The 16,374-nt window shown below is 71.8% G+C and carries 16 protein-coding genes; 2 read left to right on the top strand and 14 right to left on the bottom strand.

Annotated features, from left to right (window positions below; genetic code table 11):
• The 10 genes from AC3AGO_RS18210 to AC3AGO_RS18165 all read right to left on the bottom strand — a co-directional run bounded on the left by AC3AGO_RS18210 (nt 1) and on the right by AC3AGO_RS18165 (nt 9,087).
• Nucleotides 1-414 (bottom strand): DUF3151 domain-containing protein, encoded by a 414-nt coding sequence (locus tag AC3AGO_RS18210; RefSeq protein ID WP_487821273.1) that lies wholly within the window; start codon nt 412-414, stop codon nt 1-3.
• Between the two features lie 89 nt (nt 415-503).
• The gene (gene fbaA, locus AC3AGO_RS18205; protein WP_487821272.1) at nt 504-1,532 is read right to left on the bottom strand and encodes a class II fructose-bisphosphate aldolase; all 1,029 of its coding nucleotides are present in this window, start codon (nt 1,530-1,532) and stop codon (nt 504-506) included.
• A gap of 144 nt (nt 1,533-1,676) precedes the next feature.
• Nucleotides 1,677-2,915, bottom strand: a complete 1,239-nt coding sequence (locus AC3AGO_RS18200; RefSeq protein WP_487821271.1) for a Cmx/CmrA family chloramphenicol efflux MFS transporter — start codon at nt 2,913-2,915, stop codon at nt 1,677-1,679.
• Nucleotides 2,916-3,035: 120 nt separating this feature from the next.
• Entirely contained in the window at nt 3,036-3,599 is a 564-nt protein-coding gene (locus AC3AGO_RS18195) for a TetR/AcrR family transcriptional regulator (RefSeq protein WP_487821270.1), read from the bottom strand.
• A gap of 128 nt (nt 3,600-3,727) precedes the next feature.
• Nucleotides 3,728-4,267 carry an orotate phosphoribosyltransferase gene (pyrE, locus tag AC3AGO_RS18190; protein WP_487821269.1) on the bottom strand — a complete coding sequence of 180 codons (540 nt, stop codon included), beginning with the start codon at nt 4,265-4,267 and terminating at the stop codon, nt 3,728-3,730.
• A gap of 11 nt (nt 4,268-4,278) precedes the next feature.
• Nucleotides 4,279-5,106: an aldose epimerase family protein gene (locus tag AC3AGO_RS18185; protein ID WP_487821268.1), complete on the bottom strand. Its 828-nt coding sequence runs from the start codon at nt 5,104-5,106 to the stop codon at nt 4,279-4,281.
• Nucleotides 5,107-5,248: 142 nt separating this feature from the next.
• Complete coding sequence (locus tag AC3AGO_RS18180) at nt 5,249-6,109, bottom strand: SRPBCC domain-containing protein (protein ID WP_487821267.1); 861 nt, start codon at nt 6,107-6,109, stop codon at nt 5,249-5,251.
• 54 nt (nt 6,110-6,163) lie between these two features.
• On the bottom strand, nt 6,164-7,885 hold the full coding sequence (locus AC3AGO_RS18175; RefSeq protein WP_487821266.1) for a spermidine synthase: 1,722 nt from the start codon (nt 7,883-7,885) through the stop codon (nt 6,164-6,166).
• A 109-nt stretch (nt 7,886-7,994) separates the two neighbouring features.
• A complete protein-coding gene (locus tag AC3AGO_RS18170; RefSeq protein ID WP_487821265.1) occupies nt 7,995-8,567 on the bottom strand; it encodes a DUF2617 family protein in 573 nt (190 codons plus the stop codon).
• A gap of 244 nt (nt 8,568-8,811) precedes the next feature.
• Nucleotides 8,812-9,087 (bottom strand): hypothetical protein, encoded by a 276-nt coding sequence (locus tag AC3AGO_RS18165; protein WP_487821264.1) that lies wholly within the window; start codon nt 9,085-9,087, stop codon nt 8,812-8,814.
• Nucleotides 9,088-9,285: 198 nt separating this feature from the next.
• On the opposite strand from AC3AGO_RS18165, the gene AC3AGO_RS18160 reads away from it, so the two are divergent.
• Nucleotides 9,286-10,485: a pyridoxal phosphate-dependent aminotransferase gene (locus tag AC3AGO_RS18160; RefSeq protein ID WP_487821263.1), complete on the top strand. Its 1,200-nt coding sequence runs from the start codon at nt 9,286-9,288 to the stop codon at nt 10,483-10,485.
• 48 nt (nt 10,486-10,533) lie between these two features.
• On the opposite strand, the gene AC3AGO_RS18155 is transcribed toward AC3AGO_RS18160, so the two are convergent.
• Both AC3AGO_RS18155 and clpB read right to left on the bottom strand, forming a co-directional pair.
• Entirely contained in the window at nt 10,534-11,055 is a 522-nt protein-coding gene (locus AC3AGO_RS18155; protein ID WP_487821262.1) for a type III secretion system chaperone family protein, read from the bottom strand.
• A 336-nt stretch (nt 11,056-11,391) separates the two neighbouring features.
• Complete coding sequence (clpB, locus tag AC3AGO_RS18150) at nt 11,392-14,022, bottom strand: ATP-dependent chaperone ClpB (RefSeq protein ID WP_487821261.1); 2,631 nt, start codon at nt 14,020-14,022, stop codon at nt 11,392-11,394.
• A gap of 108 nt (nt 14,023-14,130) precedes the next feature.
• Between clpB and AC3AGO_RS18145 the strand changes: the two genes are divergently transcribed.
• Entirely contained in the window at nt 14,131-14,562 is a 432-nt protein-coding gene (locus AC3AGO_RS18145) for a pyridoxamine 5'-phosphate oxidase family protein (RefSeq protein ID WP_487821260.1), read from the top strand.
• An 85-nt stretch (nt 14,563-14,647) separates the two neighbouring features.
• On the opposite strand, the gene AC3AGO_RS18140 is transcribed toward AC3AGO_RS18145, so the two are convergent.
• The gene (locus AC3AGO_RS18140; protein WP_487821259.1) at nt 14,648-15,103 is read right to left on the bottom strand and encodes a heat shock protein transcriptional repressor HspR; all 456 of its coding nucleotides are present in this window, start codon (nt 15,101-15,103) and stop codon (nt 14,648-14,650) included.
• Between the two features lie 53 nt (nt 15,104-15,156).
• Nucleotides 15,157-16,362, bottom strand: a complete 1,206-nt coding sequence (gene dnaJ / locus AC3AGO_RS18135; protein WP_487821258.1) for a molecular chaperone DnaJ — start codon at nt 16,360-16,362, stop codon at nt 15,157-15,159.
• Between the last annotated feature and the right edge of the window lie 12 nt (nt 16,363-16,374).

The following is a 16,374-nucleotide window of genomic DNA, read 5'->3' as shown; positions in this document are numbered from 1 at the left end:
TCAGGAGAGGGTGGACGCCGCCGTGGGCGAGCTCTCCTTGAGGAAGGTGCTGCAGCGCTCGTACTCCTCTTCCTCACCGATCGCCTGCGCGGCCCGCGCCAGCGCGTGCAGCGCGCGCAGGAAGCCGCGGTTCGGCTCGTGCTCGAAGGGGACGGGGCCGTGGCCCTTCCAGCCGCTCCGCCGCAGCGCGTCGAGGCCGCGGTGGTAGCCGGTACGCGCGTAGGCGTAGGACGCGACGACGTCGCCGTTCTCGAACGCGTCGTCGGCGAGCTGCGCCCACGCCAGCGAGGAGGTCGGGTGCTTCGCCGCGACCTCTGACGGGGCGGTCCCGGAGGCGAGCAGCTCGCGCGGCTCGGGCTCCTCGGGGAGGTGGGTGGGGGGCGGTCCCCCGAGCAGGTTCTCGTGAATGGCCATGTCTCCCAGTCTCGCAGGGCGGAAGCAGAAGCGGCGCGGGGCGGCGGACTGCTCCGCCGTCCCGCGCCGCTCTGCGGACGCCGGGTCCGTTACTTCAGCTTGGTGCCGGTGGAGCGCAGCGCGGCGCAGGCCTGCTCGACCCGCTCGGCCATGCCCTTCTCGGCGGCCTTGCCCCAGCTGCGGGGGTCGTAGACCTTCTTGTTGCCGACCTCGCCGTCGACCTTCAGGACACCGTCGTAGTTGCGGAACATGTGGTCCGCGACGGGACGGGTGAAGGCGTACTGGGTGTCGGTGTCGAGGTTCATCTTCACGACGCCGTTCTCCAGCGCGGTGGCGATCTCCTCGTCGGTGGAGCCCGAGCCGCCGTGGAAGACGAAGTCGAACGCGTCGTTGCCGGTCTTGCCGTACTGCGCGCCGACGCCGGACTGCAGCTCCTTGAGCAGCTCCGGCTTCAGCACGACGTTGCCCGGCTTGTAGACGCCGTGCACGTTGCCGAACGAGGCGGCCAGCAGGTAGCGGCCCTTCTCGCCCAGACCCAGCGCCTCGGCGGTACGCAGCGCGTCCTCGACGGTGGTGTACAGCTCGTCGTTGATCTCGTGGGTGACGCCGTCCTCTTCACCGCCGGTCGGGGTGATCTCGACCTCAAGGATGATCTTCGCCGCCGCGGCCTGCGCGAGCAGCTCCTGGCCGATCGCCAGGTTGTCCTTCAGCGTCTCCGCGGAGCCGTCCCACATGTGGGACTGGAACAGCGGGTTCTGGCCGGCGTCGACGCGCTCCTTGGAGACGGCGAGCAGCGGACGCACGTACCCGTCGAGCTTGTCCTTCGGGCAGTGGTCGGTGTGCAGCGCGATGTTGACCGGGTACTTCTTCGCCACGATGTGGGCGAACTCGGCCAGCGCGACCGAGCCGGACACCATGTCCTTGCTGTACTGGCCGCCCAGGAACTCCGCACCACCCGTGGAGATCTGGATGATGCCGTCGCTCTCCGCTTCGGCGAAGCCGCGCAGCGCCGCGTGCAGGGTCTGCGTCGAGGTGACGTTGATGGCGGGGTAGGCGAACTTGCCTGCCTTCGCCCTGTCGAGCATCTCGTTGTAGACCTCAGGGGTCGCGATGGGCATCTGTCCGCTCCTTGGTGTGCGAGTGCGTGTCGGCTCTGGTTCGGCTCAACGGATCGACGTCATCGTCGACCCCATCTTCCCAGACGGCTCCGGATGCTCCAGCCCCGTGCGCGGCGGGCTTCCCGACCGGTGACCGCGCGCCTCTCAAGACCCCTGGAGCTCCCGGGACATGGTTTCACGTGAAACTTTCCCGACGGCCCTCGACTCCTCGACGACGGTGCCCGTACGGCCCGTGTGCCGGGCCTCCAGGGCCCTGGCGAGCAGCACGGCGAGGACGCCCACGACGCCGATTCCCGCGCCGGTCCAGGCCACCGAGGCGAAGCCGTAGCCGGCGCCGATGGCCAGGCCGCCGAGCAGCGGGGCGAGGGTGATGCCGACGTTGAACGCCGAGGTGTTGGAGGCCATCGCGAGAGTGGGGGCCTTCCGGGCGATGGTGGCGACGCGCTGGTTGACGGCGGGGTTGGTGACGAAGCCGGTGAAGCCGAGCAGGAAGGAGAGCGTCACGGCAGCCGCGGCGCTCTCCGCGGTGAGGGCCAGCGCGACGGACACGACGACCAGTCCGCCGATGCCGAGCAGCAGCGTGCCAAAGGGGTGCGCGTCCGAGGTGCGCCCGCCGACGACGAGTCCGGCGAGGGCGCCCAGCCCGTACAGCGCGAGGACTCCCGGCACCCAGCTCTCCGGGACCCCGCTGACCTCGGTGAGCAGGGAGGCGAGATAGCTGAAGGTGACGACGACGGCGCCGACGCTGAGCGCGGTGTTGGCGTACGCGAGCCACAGCCGCGGGGTGCGCATCGTGCGCAGTTCGCGGTGCAGGGTGACGGGTTCCGCCGTACGCGGGGAGCCGCCGGGGAGCGCCACCAGCAGGGACACCAGGCTGGCCGCCGTCAGTGCGGCGACCGCCCAGAACGCGGCGCGCCAGCCGGCGTGCTGGCCGAGCAGGGTGCCGGCCGGAACTCCGACGATCATGGCGACGCTGAGCCCGCCGGCGACCACGGCCATGGCCTTCGCCCGGGCGTTCGGACCGCTCATGCCGATCGCGGCGATGGCGGCGACGGCCCAGAAACCGGCGTACGCCAGGGCGCTGACCACCCTGGTCGCGAACAGCGTCCCGTAGCCGGGGGCGAGCGCGGCCACGATGTGCGCGGCGATGAAGACCGCCTGGAAGGCGACCAGCGCGGTACGGCGGGGCCAGCGCAGCGTGAGCACGGCCAGCAGCGGAGCGCCGACGATCATGCCGACGGCGAAGGCGGAGATCAGCAGACCGGCGTCGGGGATGGAGACGCCCAGGTCGGCGGCGAGGGAGGGGAGCAGCCCGGAGAGCATGAACTCCGAGGTGCCCTGGGCGAAGATGCCCAGTCCCAGCAGATACACGGCGAGGGGCATGAGAGCCGCACTCCTTTTCCGAAGTTTTGTATTAATCAGTTCAAAACGTGGGCACAGCACGGCCCGGCCCGGACGCCTTGCCGGGCGCGGGAGTTCAGCGGTACGGAGCCCCGGAGAGTCTCAGAGCAGCGCGAGCGCGGTGTCCGCGACGGCACGCAGCTGCCGCGGCCCCGTGCCGTTGCGGGCGCTCACGCGGAGGCCCCCCACGGTCGAGACGAAGAAGCGCGCGAGCGTGGCCGCGTCCTTGTCCCGGTCCACCTCGCCGGCCCGCTGCCCCGTCTCGATGGCGGCGCGTACGGCGGCGACGCGGCGTTCGTTGTCCTTGTGCAGCATGTCGGCGATCTCCGGGTCCCGGCCCGCCAGTTCGATGGCGGTGTTCACCGAGAGACAGCCGCGCTCCGCGGTGTCCAGCACATCGCCCAGCAGCTTCCCGACCTTGTCGCGGACCGGGGCCTCGCCCTCCATGATCTCCAGCTGCGCGCTGGTCATCCGCTCCATGTAGCGGGCCAGCGAGCGGCGGAAGAGGTCCTGCTTGCTGTGGAAGGTGTTGTAGATGCTGCTCCGCCCCAGCCCCGTGGCCTCGCACAGGTCCTGGGTGGAGGTCGCCTCGTACCCCGCGTCCCAGAACGCGTCGAGCGCCGCGTCGACCGCGCGCTCCTCGTCGAACTTCCTCGGGCGTGCCATGCCGGCACGCTAGCAGGTTATGAACCGAGCAGTCCAATACTCGGCCGGTTCCGTCCGCGTGCCCGGGTACGCGAACGGCCCCCGCCGCGGGGCGGGGGCCGGGTGTCCGAGCTGTGCCGTGCCGCCGGTCAGGCCAGGCCGAGGTCGCCGAGGGTGTAGGCGTGCACGTACGGCAGGCCGGCCTCCTCGATGGCGCCGGCCGCGCCGCGCTCCACGATCGTCGCCACCGCGACGACCTCCGCGCCCGCCTCGCGGGCCGCCTCGACGGCGGTCAGCGGGGAGTTGCCGGTGGTCGAGGTGTCCTCGACGATCAGCACCCGGCGGCCCGTGATGTCCGGGCCCTCGATGCGGCGCTGCAGGCCGTGCGCCTTGCCGGCCTTCCGTACGACGAAGGCGTCCAGCTTCCGGCCCCGCGCCGCGGCCGCGTGCAGCATCGACGTCGCGACCGGGTCGGCGCCCAGCGTCAGCCCGCCCACGGCGTCGAAGTCCAGGTCGGCCGTGGCGTCCAGCATCACCTGGCCGGCCAGCGGGGCCGCCGTACCGTCGAGGGTCACCCTCCGCAGGTCGATGTAGAAATCGGCCTCCTGCCCGGAGGAGAGGGTCACCTTGCCGTGCACCACGGCCTTGTCCTTGATCTGCTGCAGCAGCTCGCCACGTGTGTCGCTCATGAGGGACGAGCCTATGACAGCGTCCGCCAGGTCCAGGTCGTGGATACCTCCAGCGGATCTATGGGGGTGACCAGCTGGGGGCGGCTGTTCAGTCCGTTCGGCGGGCCGGTCTGCGGCTCGACGCAGACGGCCTCCGGCTGCTCGTCGTAGACCACGGCCCACTCGGCGCGGGACGCGACCTTCAGCTCCAGCTCACCGGGCCAGGTGAGGGTCACGTCGACGCCGTCCGGCATGCCGAAGCAGTCGTCCCACGGGCCGGGCAGGGGCGTGATCCGCTTGCCGGTGGGGAGGTGGTCGGCGCCGCGCTCCTCCTGCCACTCCGGGTCGAAGCCGATCCGTACGTCCTCGCCGCCGTTCCCCAGGTTCCGCAGGAACCACGGGTGCCAGCCGGCCTGCGCGGGGAACGAGTCGTCGGCGGTCTCCACGCCCAGCGTGAGCGTGACCCCGCTGCCGTCCTCGGCCAGCTCGACGTGCTGGGAGACCGTGCCCTCCCAGGGCCACGGATCGGTGAGGGCGATGGTGAACGCGGCCGTACGGTCGGTGTGTTCCGCCGTGCGGAACCGCCGCCACGGGGCGTTGCGCACCGTGCCGTGAATGGCGTGCGGGCCGCTGTTCACGGGGAGTTGGTACAGCTCGCCGCCGTTGCGGAAGCGTCCCTGGTCGGTACGGCCGCACCAGGGGGCCATGACGAAGGCGCCGTACTTCTCGCCCTGCCGCAGCAGTTCGGTGCCGGCCACCTTCAACGAGCTGATCCGGCATCCGTTGCCCGGAGCGACGGTGAGCTCGGTGTCGCCGGCGCGGAGCGTCACGTCCCCGGCGGAGGTGGAGGGTTGCGTCATACGGCGACCCTAACCGGCAGGGCCCGCCCCGGCGGCACCCCACACGTCCCCCTGCCGGGGGTCGTCACTCCTCGAACACCAGTCGTCCACCCGGCCCTTCGAACGGCACGGGGCAGCCGGACGGCACGGACGGACGGCACTGTCAGCCCCGGCGGCGCAGCGTGCGGGTCAGGACGATGGCGCCGGCGATGGCGGCCGCCGCCGCGGGCGCCGCCCAGCGGAGCGTGGCCGTCGTGGCCGCCGCCTCCGGCGCGGGAATCGGCGCGTACCGGCCGCGCGGCGGGGCGTGGTCGACCTCCTCCGCGCTGCGCCCGATCATCGTGCGGCGCGCGTGCGCCGCCTCCGCCGTGACCGCGCGGTCCGCCTCGGCGTCCTCCGCGTCGTCGCCCTCGTCCATCATCGGATCCAGGGACGACGGCGGGATCTCGGCCTCGAACACGCTGATGTGGTCGGGGTCTTCGGGGTCCGCCTCCGGGTTCGGGATGCCCGGGATGGCCCGCTCGTTGTCGTCCGGCTCACCGATGCCGGCGCCCTCCCCGGGCGCCGCGGCACCCGGCGGATTCGCGCCGATGCTCTCGCCCAGCGCCGCGCCGAAACGGTCCAGCAGCCGCGCGCCGGCGGACTGCACGGTCTTCTCCTCGAACTCCGCGAGCCGGCCCTGGCCCTTCACGGTCCCCGCGCAGACCAGCCGCGTGCCCTCGCCGTCCTCGGAGAGCCGCGCCGCCAGCGTGAGCGACAGCTCCACCGAACCGCTGCCGCGCGCCTCGGCCCCGCCGCCCTCCACGGACAGCCCGTCATGGCCCGGCGTCAGCCGCACACTTCCGCGGTACGTGATCGTGGAGCTGCCGATCCGGACCCGCAGCCGGCCCTCGAGCGCGTCCTGCGACGCGTCGTCGGAGGCGTCCAGCTGCAGACCCGGTACGCAGCGCGCCACGCGCTCCCGCTCGGCGAGCGCCGCCCGCACCGATCCGACCGAAAACGGAACGTACACCTCGTGCTCCATAGGGCGGAGCCTACCCACCACACCCCGTACATGTGACCGGTCGTTCGTTTCGACTCACTGCAGATAGCGCGGATGCATCAGCGAGGAGGGCGGCAGACCCCCGGTCCGCTGCCGCTCGGCGCGCTGCCGCGCGGCCGCCAACTCGACCTCCGACAGCGCCCGCAGCCGGGGCCGGACCACGCTGCCCGTGCTGCCCGCCGAGGTGACGGTGCCGCCCCGGGAGGCCAGGACGAACCCCCAGTCCCGCGGCCGGCCCGGCGCGTCACCGGCTCCCTTCTGCAGCGCCCTGTCGGGGCCCGCCGTGAAACCGGAGAGCCGGCCGTCCACCACGTACGGCGCGGTCCGCAGGCCGACCGAGCGGACCGTGGACTCCACCGTCCAGTAGTCGCGCGGCCGGACGCTCGGCGCCCCGGCGTGCACCACCAGGCGCCCCTGCGGCGCGAGCGCCCGTGCCGCGAGGCCGTAGAACTCCTGCGAGTACAGCTTGGTGTCCGTCGAGATCCCGGGGTCCGGCAGATCGGAGACGACGACGTCGTACGGGACGGCGCCGGGTGTACGCGCCCGGTTCCGCAGCCAGTTGAACGCGTCCCCGGTGGTCTGCCGTACCCGCGGATCGCGGAGCGCGTCACGGTTGAGCCGCCGCAGCCCCGGGTCCTCGCGGGCCAACCGGGCGACGGCCGGGTCGAGTTCGAGGACGGTCACCTGCCGTACGTCCCGGTACCGCAGCACCTCGCGCAGCGCCAGGCCGTCCCCGCCGCCCAGCACCAGCACCCGGCCGTGCGGTCCGCTCCGCATCGCGGGGTGCACCAGCGCCTCGTGGTACCGCGCCTCGTCCTCGGAGCACGCCCGCAGCCGCCCGTCCACGAAGAACTTCAGCGCGTCCTCGCCCTCCCCCTCGTCCCGGGTGCCGCAGGCGGGCCCCGCCGAGGCGGACCGTTCCCGCCCGCGTCCGTACGCCTTCGGCCTGTCCCCTCCCGCGAGGACCACCTCCTGCACCCCGGACCGCAGCGCCACCCGCACATCGCCGCCGTACACCGCGCTGCGCGCCGCCCTCTCGAACGCGCCGGACAGCACCATCCCGGCCGACAGCAGCAGGAGTACGGCCCCGTTCACGGCGAGCAGGGCCCACCGGGAGCGGGCGCTCACCTCGTGGCGGAACAGCCACAGCACCACCACCCCTCCGGCGACCGCGTTCACCACGCCCGTCAGCAGCGCACCGGTCAACTGGCCGAACAGCGGCAGCAGGAGGAAGGGGAACATCAGCCCGCCGAGGAGCGCGCCCACATAGTCGGCGGCGAACAGGTCGGCGACGGCGCCGCCGGGGTCCTGCTGCCGGATGCGCTGGATGAGCACCATCAGCAGCGGCATCTCCGCGCCGATCAGCACCCCGATGGCGAACGAGAAGACGACGAGCGCGGACTGCGCCCCGCCGAACCACGCGAAGCTCGCGTACAGCGCCATCGCCGAACTGCCGCCGACGAGCGCCAACAACGCCTCCACCGCGCCGAATCCGGCGGCCGCGCGGCACCGCAGCCGCTTGGCGAGCAGGGAGCCGACGCCCATCGCGAAGACCATCACGGACAGTACGACGGAGGACTGGGTGACCGAATCGCCCACCAAATAGGAGGCCAGTGCGACGAGTTCGAGCTCATAGACGAGTCCGCACGCCGCGCAGACGAAGACCGAGGCGAGGACGAAGCCGCGTCCGAGGGCCGCCGGCACGGGCAGTCGGACGCTGTCCCGCTGGCCGGAACGGCGCAGGGCGCAGTCGATCATGAATTGCACGCTACGTGAGGGCCCTGCGGCCGCCGGTCACCCACACGGGTGTTCTCCCGTACCCGCGGAACGCCGGCGCGCGCGTTCCGGCAGGCCGGGCGCCGCCCGGTCAGGCGGGGGCCACGTGCCCGGCGCCGACCTGCTCGCCCGCCGTCACCAGTTCGTCCATCCGGTCAAGTGCCCGCACTCCCACGCGCGTTCGGGTGGACACCAGGCAGCCCTCCTGCGGGTAGGAGTGCCACGTACGCCAGTGCATCTGCCCCTCGTGCCGCTGCACCAGCAGCGCCGTGAAGGCGTGCGGCGCCCCGGGGAAGGTGCCCGCGAGGCCGTTCGGATGGTCGGCGACCAGCGCCAGCAGCTCCTGCGCGCGCCCCGCGAACGAACCGCTGGAGAGCGACTCGACCCGCGCGGCGAACTCGTACTCCCAGCCGTCGACCTGCTTCGAGACGCCCAGGGGCAGCGGCGTGCTGCTGCCCGGCATACAGGCGACGGTCTCCGAACAGCTGCCGTGCCGCTCCTCCAGCAGCACCTGATGGGAGGCGCCGAGCAGGCTCAACCGCACCCGGGCGCCGGTGAGTTCGAGGTCGAGCGACGCCAGGGCCGGCATCGGCTCACGGCCGAGCGCCCAGGCCAGATCACCCGCACGGGTGTCGGTATAGGGGGTGTGGAGAGTGGTGAGCATGGGTCGGCTCCGCAAACAGGCAGTGGAGGGTGGGCCGGTCCACCCCTCGACACCAGACCAGGGGTCATACGTACGCCGGCTCGTGCCCACGCCAGGTCCGGGGTAGAAAGTCACCGAATCATGGAATGCGGGGCGCCCACAGCGTTTTTACCCATGTTCACCGGGTTTCCATCCCCTCGGGGGCCGTACAGCTCAGGTGTTCAACTGCCGGGCACACCACGAGAGGACGGAACCCACGCGCGGCTCAGTTGCCGCCGCCGCCTCCTCCGCCACCGCAGCCACCGCCGCCGCCACCGCCGCAGGACGAGCCGCCTCCGCAACCGCCGCCGCCACCACAGCCGCCACCGCCGCCGTGGTGGCCGTGGTGACCGCCGGAGTCGCCTCCGCCGCCGGCCCACCAGCTGCCGCCGTCACCGCCGTGGTATCCGCCGCCGCCACCACCGGTGCCGCTGATCCGTTTCGCCAGAGAGAGGGCCGCGACCACGACGATCACGATGCCCACGACGAAGAAGACTGACATGACGATTCCCCCTTGGGTCGTTCTGTGTGCGTTCGCCCCGATTTAAGCGCGTGCGCACCTCCGCGTCTCCGCGGTTCCGTACATCTGCTCGGACGCCGGCAGGGCCCGCTGCCGTTCCGGCGCGGAGCGCGCCTGCCCGCTCGCACATGACGTCAAGCATGGTTGAGGAAGACGAGAGCTTCGCGGAGGATGAAGCGCATGACTTCTGCACGTCCCCTGCTCAACCGCCGGCTGGCCGAATTCGGCACGACGATCTTCGCCGAGATGTCGGCGCTCGCCGTGCGCACCGGCGCCATCAACCTCGGCCAGGGGTTCCCGGACACCGACGGTCCCGAGGAGGTGCGGGAGGCCGCCGTACGGGCGCTGCGCGACGGCCGCGGCAACCAGTACCCGCCCGGGCCCGGCGTCCCCGAGCTGCGCGCGGCCGTGGCGGACCACCAGTCCCACTGGTACGGACACCTGGGCGTGACCTGCGACCCGGACACCGAGGTGCTGGTGACCGCGGGCGCGACGGAGGCGATCGCCGCCTCGCTGCTGGCGCTGGTCGAGCCGGGCGACGAGGTGATCGCCCTGGAGCCGTACTACGACTCGTACGCGGCGTCCATCGCGATGGCCGGCGGCACCCGCGCGCCGGTGACGCTGCGCCCGCACACCGGCGAGCAGGCCTCCGGGAGCTACCGCCTGGACCTGGACGAGCTGCGCGACGCGGTCACCGACCGGACGCGGCTGATCCTGCTCAACACCCCGCACAATCCGACCGGCACCGTGCTGAACCGCGAGGAGCTCACGGCCATCGCCGAACTGTGCGTGGAGCGCGGCCTGTTGGCCGTCACCGACGAGGTGTACGAGCACCTGGTCTTCGACGGCGAGCACCTGCCGCTCGCGTCCTTCCCCGGCATGCGGGAGCGCACGGTCACGATCGGTTCAGCGGGCAAGACCTTCTCGTTCACCGGCTGGAAGGTCGGCTGGGTGACGGGCACCCGCGAGCTCGTGTCCGCGGTCCGCTCGGCGAAGCAGTACCTGACGTACGTCTCCGCGGGCCCGTTCCAGTACGCGGTGGCCGAGGCGCTGCGGATGCCGGACAGCTACTTCACGGAGCTGCGGGACGACCTGCGGGCCAAGCGCGATCTGCTGGCGCGCGGCCTTTCGGAGGCGGGCTTCGGCGTCTTCCGCTCGTCCGGCACCTACTTCGTCACCACCGACATCCGCCCGCTGGGCGAGAGTTCGGGCATCGACTTCTGCCTCGCGCTGCCGGAGCGCTGCGGTGTCGTCGCCGTACCGACGCAGGTCTTCTACGACCACGAAGCACAGGGCGCCCCCTTCGTCCGCTTCGCCTTCTGCAAGAAGCAGGAGGTCCTCACGGAGGCCGTCACACGGCTCAAGGGGGCGCCCCGGTAAGGCGCGTACGCGTACGCCTGGGGGTGCGCGCCTGGGACGCGCGCCGGGTCACTCTTCTTCGGTGCCGGTCTCCGCGTCCTTCTCCAGGCCGAGCTGCTCGATGAGCCACTTGTCGAACTCGATCGAGGCGCGCACCCAGCTGACGGTGCTGGACACGAAGTGCTCCAGCGACACACCGGTGCCGATCAGCATCTGCGCCTCGCCGATCAGGCGGACGGTGCCGTCATCGTGGGTGTGGCTGTAGACCTTGGGCCACAGGGTGCGGCGGTTCCAGTCGTCGATGGTCTCCAGGACCTTGGACTTGTCCTCGATCGGGTGCGGCCGGTCGTAGAACGTCCGGACGGAGAAGACCTGCTGGTCCTCCTCGCCGCGGAACATGAAGTAGGTACGGAACTCCTCCCACGGCGCCGCGAGGTCTCCCTCTTCGTCGACGACGTACTTCAGCTCCATCTGGTCCAGGAGCTGCTTCACCAGGTCCTGGTCCGGGATGATGGGCCCGGTGGGTGCGGACTCCTGCGAGTCGGGCTGCTGGTCCCCGAAATTCGGGATCGAGGACGGGTCGATGCTCACCGTGGATTTCCCTTCGTACGGAATCCCGTCATCCTCCCTCACCCCGGCCCCGTCCTGGCAAGCCCGACGCCCACGGCCCCTGCGGGGCCTCGGACAGCGCGCCTGTGGGTCGCCACGTCCGCGCTGACGCGTCACGCCCTCCTTCCCCGCCGCGGCGGCGCTCCGGCGAGCGGATCCGGTCGGCGGTCCCGACGCAAGCCGCGCCGAGACCGCCGGTCCGTACCGCTGAACTCCCTTACCGCTGCGGCGGGAAGAGGGCGCCACGCCGCCCGCGGCGGGAGGACGGCGTCACGCCCGCGCACGGTCGGCAGGGCGCCCCGCAGGGGCGCCCCAGGGTCACCCCTCCGCGGCAGCGGAACCCGCGGAGGACTTCCCGACCATCAGGCCGTCCCACCCGTCGACATGGTCGACGCGGACCGTGTCGCCGTCCTGGACCTCGCCCGAGAGGATCTCGCGGGCGAGCTGGTCGCCGATGGCCGTCTGCACGAGACGCCGCAGCGGGCGCGCCCCGTACGCCGGGTCGTTGCCCTCGCTGGCCAGCCACTTGAGCGCGGCCGGTGTGACGTCCAGGGTGAGCCGCCGGTCGGCGAGCCGCCGCTGCAGCGAGTCGATCTGCAGCTGCGCGATGCTGCTCAACTCCGCACCGCTGAGCGCGGAGAAGACCACCAGGTCGTCCAGCCGGTTGAGGAACTCGGGGCGGAAGGAGGCCCGTACGGTCGCGAGGACCTTCTCCCGCTTCTCCTCCTCCTTCTCCAGCGGGTCGACGAGGTGCTGGCTGCCGAGGTTGGAGGTCAGCACCAGGATGGTGTTGCGGAAGTCCACGGTCCGGCCCTGCCCGTCGGTGAGCCGCCCGTCGTCGAGCACCTGGAGCAGGATGTCGAAGACCTCGTGGTGCGCCTTCTCCACCTCGTCCAGCAGCACGACGCTGTACGGGCGCCGCCGCACCGCCTCGGTGAGCTGGCCGCCCTCCTCGTACCCGACGTAGCCGGGCGGGGCGCCGACCAGCCGCGCGACGCTGTGCTTCTCGCTGTACTCGCTCATGTCGATGCGGACCATCGCCCGCTCGTCGTCGAAGAGGAAGTCCGCGAGGGACTTGGCCAGTTCGGTCTTGCCGACACCGGTCGGGCCGAGGAAGAGGAACGAGCCCGTGGGCCGGTCCGGGTCGGCGATACCGGCCCGGGTGCGGCGTACGGCGTCGGAGACCGCGCGGACGGCCTGCGACTGGCCGATCAGCCGCCTGCCCAGCTCGTCCTCCATGCGCAGCAGCTTCTGCGTCTCGCCCTCCAGCAGCCGGCCCGCCGGGATGCCCGTCCACGAGGCGACGACGTCGGCGATGTCGTCCGCGCCGACCTCGTCCTTGACCATCGTGTCCTTGGCGGTGCCCTCGGACGCGGCGGCCTCCTCGGCGGCCGACGCCTCCTCCAGCTCCCGCTCCAGGGTGGGGATCTCGCCGTACAGCAGCTGCGAGGCGGCGGCGAAGTCGCCGTCCCGCTGGGAGCGTTCGGCCTGGCCGCGCAGCTCGTCGAGCTTCTCCTTCAGCTCGCCGACGCGGTTCAGCCCCTGCTTCTCCTTCTCCCAGCGGGCCGTGAGACCGCGCAGCTCCTCCTCGCGGTCGGCGAGTTCGCGGCGGAGCCGCTCCAGCCGCTGGACGGAACCGGGGTCGGTCTCGTTGGTGAGCGCCAGCTCCTCCATCTTCAACCGGTCCACCGAACGCTGGAGTTCGTCGATCTCGACCGGGGACGAGTCGATCTCCATCCGCAGCCGGGAAGCGGACTCGTCCACGAGGTCGATGGCCTTGTCCGGGAGGAACCGGGACGTGATGTACCGGTCGGAGAGCGCGGCGGCGGCCACCAGCGCGCCGTCGGAGATCTGCACCTTGTGGTGCGCCTCGTAACGGCTCTTCAGGCCGCGCAGGATCGCGATGGAGTCCTCGACGGTCGGCTCGGACACCAGCACCTGCTGGAAGCGGCGCTCCAGCGCGGCGTCCTTCTCGATCCGCTCGCGGTACTCGTCGAGGGTCGTCGCACCGACCATCCGCAGCTCGCCGCGGGCCAGCATCGGCTTGAGCATGTTGCCCGCGTCCATCGCGGAGTCGCCCCCGGCGCCCGCGCCGACGACGGTGTGCAGCTCGTCGATGAAGGTGATGACCTGCCCGTCGCTCTCCTTGATCTCGGAGAGCACGGTCTTCAGCCGCTCCTCGAACTCGCCGCGGTACTTCGCCCCGGCCACCATGGCGCCCAGGTCCAGCGCGACGAGCCGCTTGTTCCGCAGGGACTCGGGCACGTCGCCCTTCACGATGCGCTGGGCCAGCCCCTCGACGACGGCGGTCTTGCCGACGCCGGGCTCGCCGATCAGCACCGGGTTGTTCTTCGTACGCCGGGAGAGCACCTGCACGACGCGGCGGATCTCCTGGTCGCGCCCGATCACCGGGTCCAGCCGGCCCTCGCGGGCCGAGGCGGTGAGGTCGGTGCCGAACTTCTCCAGCGCCTTGTACGTGCCCTCCGGGTCGGCGTTCGTGACGCGCTTGCTGCCGCGCGACTCCTGGAAGGCGTCCAGCAGCTTCTTGTCGGAGGCGCCCTGCTCGGAGAGCACCCTGCCGGACTCGCCGCCCTTGGCCGCGATGCCGATCAGCAGGTGCTCGGTGGACACATAGGCGTCGCCGAGCTCCTTGGCGCGCTGGCTCGCGTCCGCGATGACGGCCAGCAGCTCACGGTCGGGCTGCGGCTTCGCGACGGTCGAGCCCTGCACCTTGGGGAGGGCGGCCAGCTGCCGCTCGGCGCCGGAGCGCAGCGCGGCCTGGTCGGCGCCGACCTCGACGATCAGATCCTGGATGTTCTCGTTGTCCTCGCCCTCCAGCAGGGCGAGAAGCAGATGGGCCGGGGTGATGTCCGGGTGCCCGTCCCCGATGGCGCGGTCGTTGGCCGCGCTGATCGCGTCCCGGCTCTTGTTGGTCAGCTCGGCGTCCACTGTCGTGCGCTCCTCCTATGTCGTTGTCCGCACTACCCTCTGACTGCTTCAGCATCCATCAAGTTGAGTCTATTCCACTCAACTCTGTAGGGGCTACATTCGTTCCCCATGACCACCTCCGAACCGGCCACCGCGGCCACCGCCCCCGGACCCGCCTTCACGGAGTTCTGGCGCGCGAAGCACTACGCGACCCTCACCACCATCCGACCGAACGGCACCCCGCACGTGGTGCCCGTCAGCGTCACGTACGAACCGGAGACCGGCACCGCGCGGGTGATCGCGAGCCGCGGCAGCCGCAAGGTCCGCAACATCCTCGCCGCCGGCGACAACGGCATGCGGGTCGCGCTCTGCCAGGTCGAGGGCCACCACTGGGCCACCCTGGAGGGCCGGGCCCGCATCCGTACGGACGCGGAGGACGTGGCCGACGCGGAGCGCCGCTTCGAGGAGCGCTACGGCCGTACGCCCCGCCCCAACCCGGAACGGGTCCTGGTGCACATCGCCGTGGACCGCACCATGAGCAGCAGCGCCCTGCGCGGCTGACGGCCGGCACACCGGACACGGAAGCCCCCGCCGTACGCCGTACGGAGGGGGCTTCGTCGCGCGTCGGCGGCGCACCGCCGCGCCGTCAGTCCCGGCGCTTCTTGGGCCGCCAGACCACCAGCGCGCTGGACTGCTGCACATCCTGATAGGGCACCAGATCGCGGCGGTACGACTGGTGCACCTGCGCCTCGCGCTGCTGCATCGCCGCCGCCGCGCCCTCCACCGCCTGCTGGAGCTCGGCGACCCGCGACTGGAGCGCGGTGACCTGGTTCTCCAGCTCGATGATGCGCTTGATGCCGGCCAGGTTGATGCCCTCGTCCTGGCTCAACTGCTGGACCTGGCGCAGGAGTTCGATGTCCCGCGCCGAATAGCGCCGGCCACGCCCGGCCGTGCGGTCGGGAGAGACCAGGCCGAGCCGGTCGTACTGGCGCAGGGTCTGCGGGTGCAGACCGGAGAGCTGAGCGGCCACCGAGATGACGTAGACAGGCGTCTCCTCGGTCAGCTCATACGGGTTGTGCCTGCGTCCGCCTCGGCCATTCACCTTCAGTCTCCCTTCGCGGCCATGACCGGTTCTCTACGCCTGGGGGTCCGGGCTCAGTCTCCCTTCGCGGCCTCGAACAGCGCCGCGCGGAGATCCTCCTCGCCCGCTGTCGCGTCGCGGTAGGACTCCAGCGTGTCCTTCGCCTTGTCCGTCAGGTCCTTCGGCACCGACACCTCGATGGTGACCAGCAGGTCTCCCCGGGTGCCGTCCTTGCGCGCCGCGCCCTTGCCGCGTGCCCGCATGGTGCGGCCGCTCGGCGTGCCGGGCGGCAGCTTGAGGGTGACGGGGGGCCCGCCGAGCGTGGGCACCTTTATCTCACCGCCGAGCGCCGCCTCCGGGAAGGAGACGGGCACGGTGACGGTGAGGTTGTCGCCCTTGCGCCCGAACACCGGGTGCTCGTCGACGTTCACCACGACGTAGAGATCTCCGTTCGGACCGCCGCGCTCCCCCGGGGCGCCCTTGCCGCGCAGCCGGATCCGCTGCCCGTCGGAGACCCCGGCGGGAATGCGGACCTGCATGGTGCGCGAACTCGTCGCCCTGCCCGACCCCTTGCAGGTGTCGCAGGGAGTCTCGGCGATCAGACCGCGGCCCTTGCAGTCCCGGCACGGGTCGGTCAGCGAGAAGCCGCCGCCCGTCCCGCGCGAGACCTGCCCGGTGCCGACACAGGTGGGGCACACCCGGGGCGTGCCGTTCTTGTCGCCGGTGCCCGAACACGCCTTGCACGCCGCCGAGGAGGACATCCGGAGCGGGACCGTGGCCCCGTCCACCGCCTCGGTGAAGCTCAGCGTCACCTCGGACTCGACGTCCTGACCGCGCCGCGGCTGCGTACGGGTGCCGGCGCCGCCGCGGTTGAACAGCCCGCCGAACACGTCGCCGAGCCCGCCGCCGAAGCCGCCGGCACCGCCCGCGCCGGCGGGGCCGCCGGCCCCGCCGGGCTGGGTTCCGCCGAACAGGTCGCCCAAGTCGAAGTTGAAGCTGCCGCCGCCGGGTCCCCCGGCACCGCCGGGACGGTAGCCGCCGTTGCCGAAGAGCGAGCGGGCCTCGTCGTACTCCTTGCGCCGCTTGGCGTCGCCGAGCACGTCGTACGCCTCGGACGCGTCCTTGAAACGCTCCTCGGCCTTCGGGTCACCGCGGTTGGCGTCCGGATGGTTCTCGCGGGCGAGCTTCCGGTACGCCTTCTTGATCTCGGCCTCGGTGGCGTCCTTGGGGACGCCGAGGACCTTGTAGTAGTCCTTCTCGATGAAGTCCTTGGTGCTCATCCCCGACGTCCC

The sequence above is a fragment of the Streptomyces sp. BL1 genome (genome assembly GCF_057628045.1).
The sequence above is the reverse complement of the archived record's forward strand: the minus strand, read 5'-3'. Positions and strand labels throughout refer to the sequence as shown.

What these genes read in the sequence shown, in the direction of transcription:
- AC3AGO_RS18170 (WP_487821265.1), bottom strand. Translation starts at nt 8,567, where the DNA reads ATGCTCACCACTCTCCACACCCCCTATACCGACACCCGTGCGGGTGAT.
- AC3AGO_RS18185 (WP_487821268.1), bottom strand. Translation starts at nt 5,106, where the DNA reads ATGACGCAACCCTCCACCTCCGCCGGGGACGTGACGCTCCGCGCCGGC.
- AC3AGO_RS18195 (WP_487821270.1), bottom strand. Translation starts at nt 3,599, where the DNA reads ATGGCACGCCCGAGGAAGTTCGACGAGGAGCGCGCGGTCGACGCGGCG.
- fbaA (WP_487821272.1), bottom strand. Translation starts at nt 1,532, where the DNA reads ATGCCCATCGCGACCCCTGAGGTCTACAACGAGATGCTCGACAGGGCG.
- AC3AGO_RS18175 (WP_487821266.1), bottom strand. Translation starts at nt 7,885, where the DNA reads ATGATCGACTGCGCCCTGCGCCGTTCCGGCCAGCGGGACAGCGTCCGA.
- AC3AGO_RS18210 (WP_487821273.1), bottom strand. Translation starts at nt 414, where the DNA reads ATGGCCATTCACGAGAACCTGCTCGGGGGACCGCCCCCCACCCACCTC.
- dnaJ (WP_487821258.1), bottom strand. Translation starts at nt 16,362, where the DNA reads ATGAGCACCAAGGACTTCATCGAGAAGGACTACTACAAGGTCCTCGGC.
- AC3AGO_RS18165 (WP_487821264.1), bottom strand. Translation starts at nt 9,087, where the DNA reads ATGTCAGTCTTCTTCGTCGTGGGCATCGTGATCGTCGTGGTCGCGGCC.
- pyrE (WP_487821269.1), bottom strand. Translation starts at nt 4,267, where the DNA reads ATGAGCGACACACGTGGCGAGCTGCTGCAGCAGATCAAGGACAAGGCC.
- AC3AGO_RS18180 (WP_487821267.1), bottom strand. Translation starts at nt 6,109, where the DNA reads ATGGAGCACGAGGTGTACGTTCCGTTTTCGGTCGGATCGGTGCGGGCG.
- AC3AGO_RS18145 (WP_487821260.1), top strand. Translation starts at nt 14,131, where the DNA reads ATGACCACCTCCGAACCGGCCACCGCGGCCACCGCCCCCGGACCCGCC.
- AC3AGO_RS18200 (WP_487821271.1), bottom strand. Translation starts at nt 2,915, where the DNA reads ATGCCCCTCGCCGTGTATCTGCTGGGACTGGGCATCTTCGCCCAGGGC.
- AC3AGO_RS18160 (WP_487821263.1), top strand. Translation starts at nt 9,286, where the DNA reads ATGACTTCTGCACGTCCCCTGCTCAACCGCCGGCTGGCCGAATTCGGC.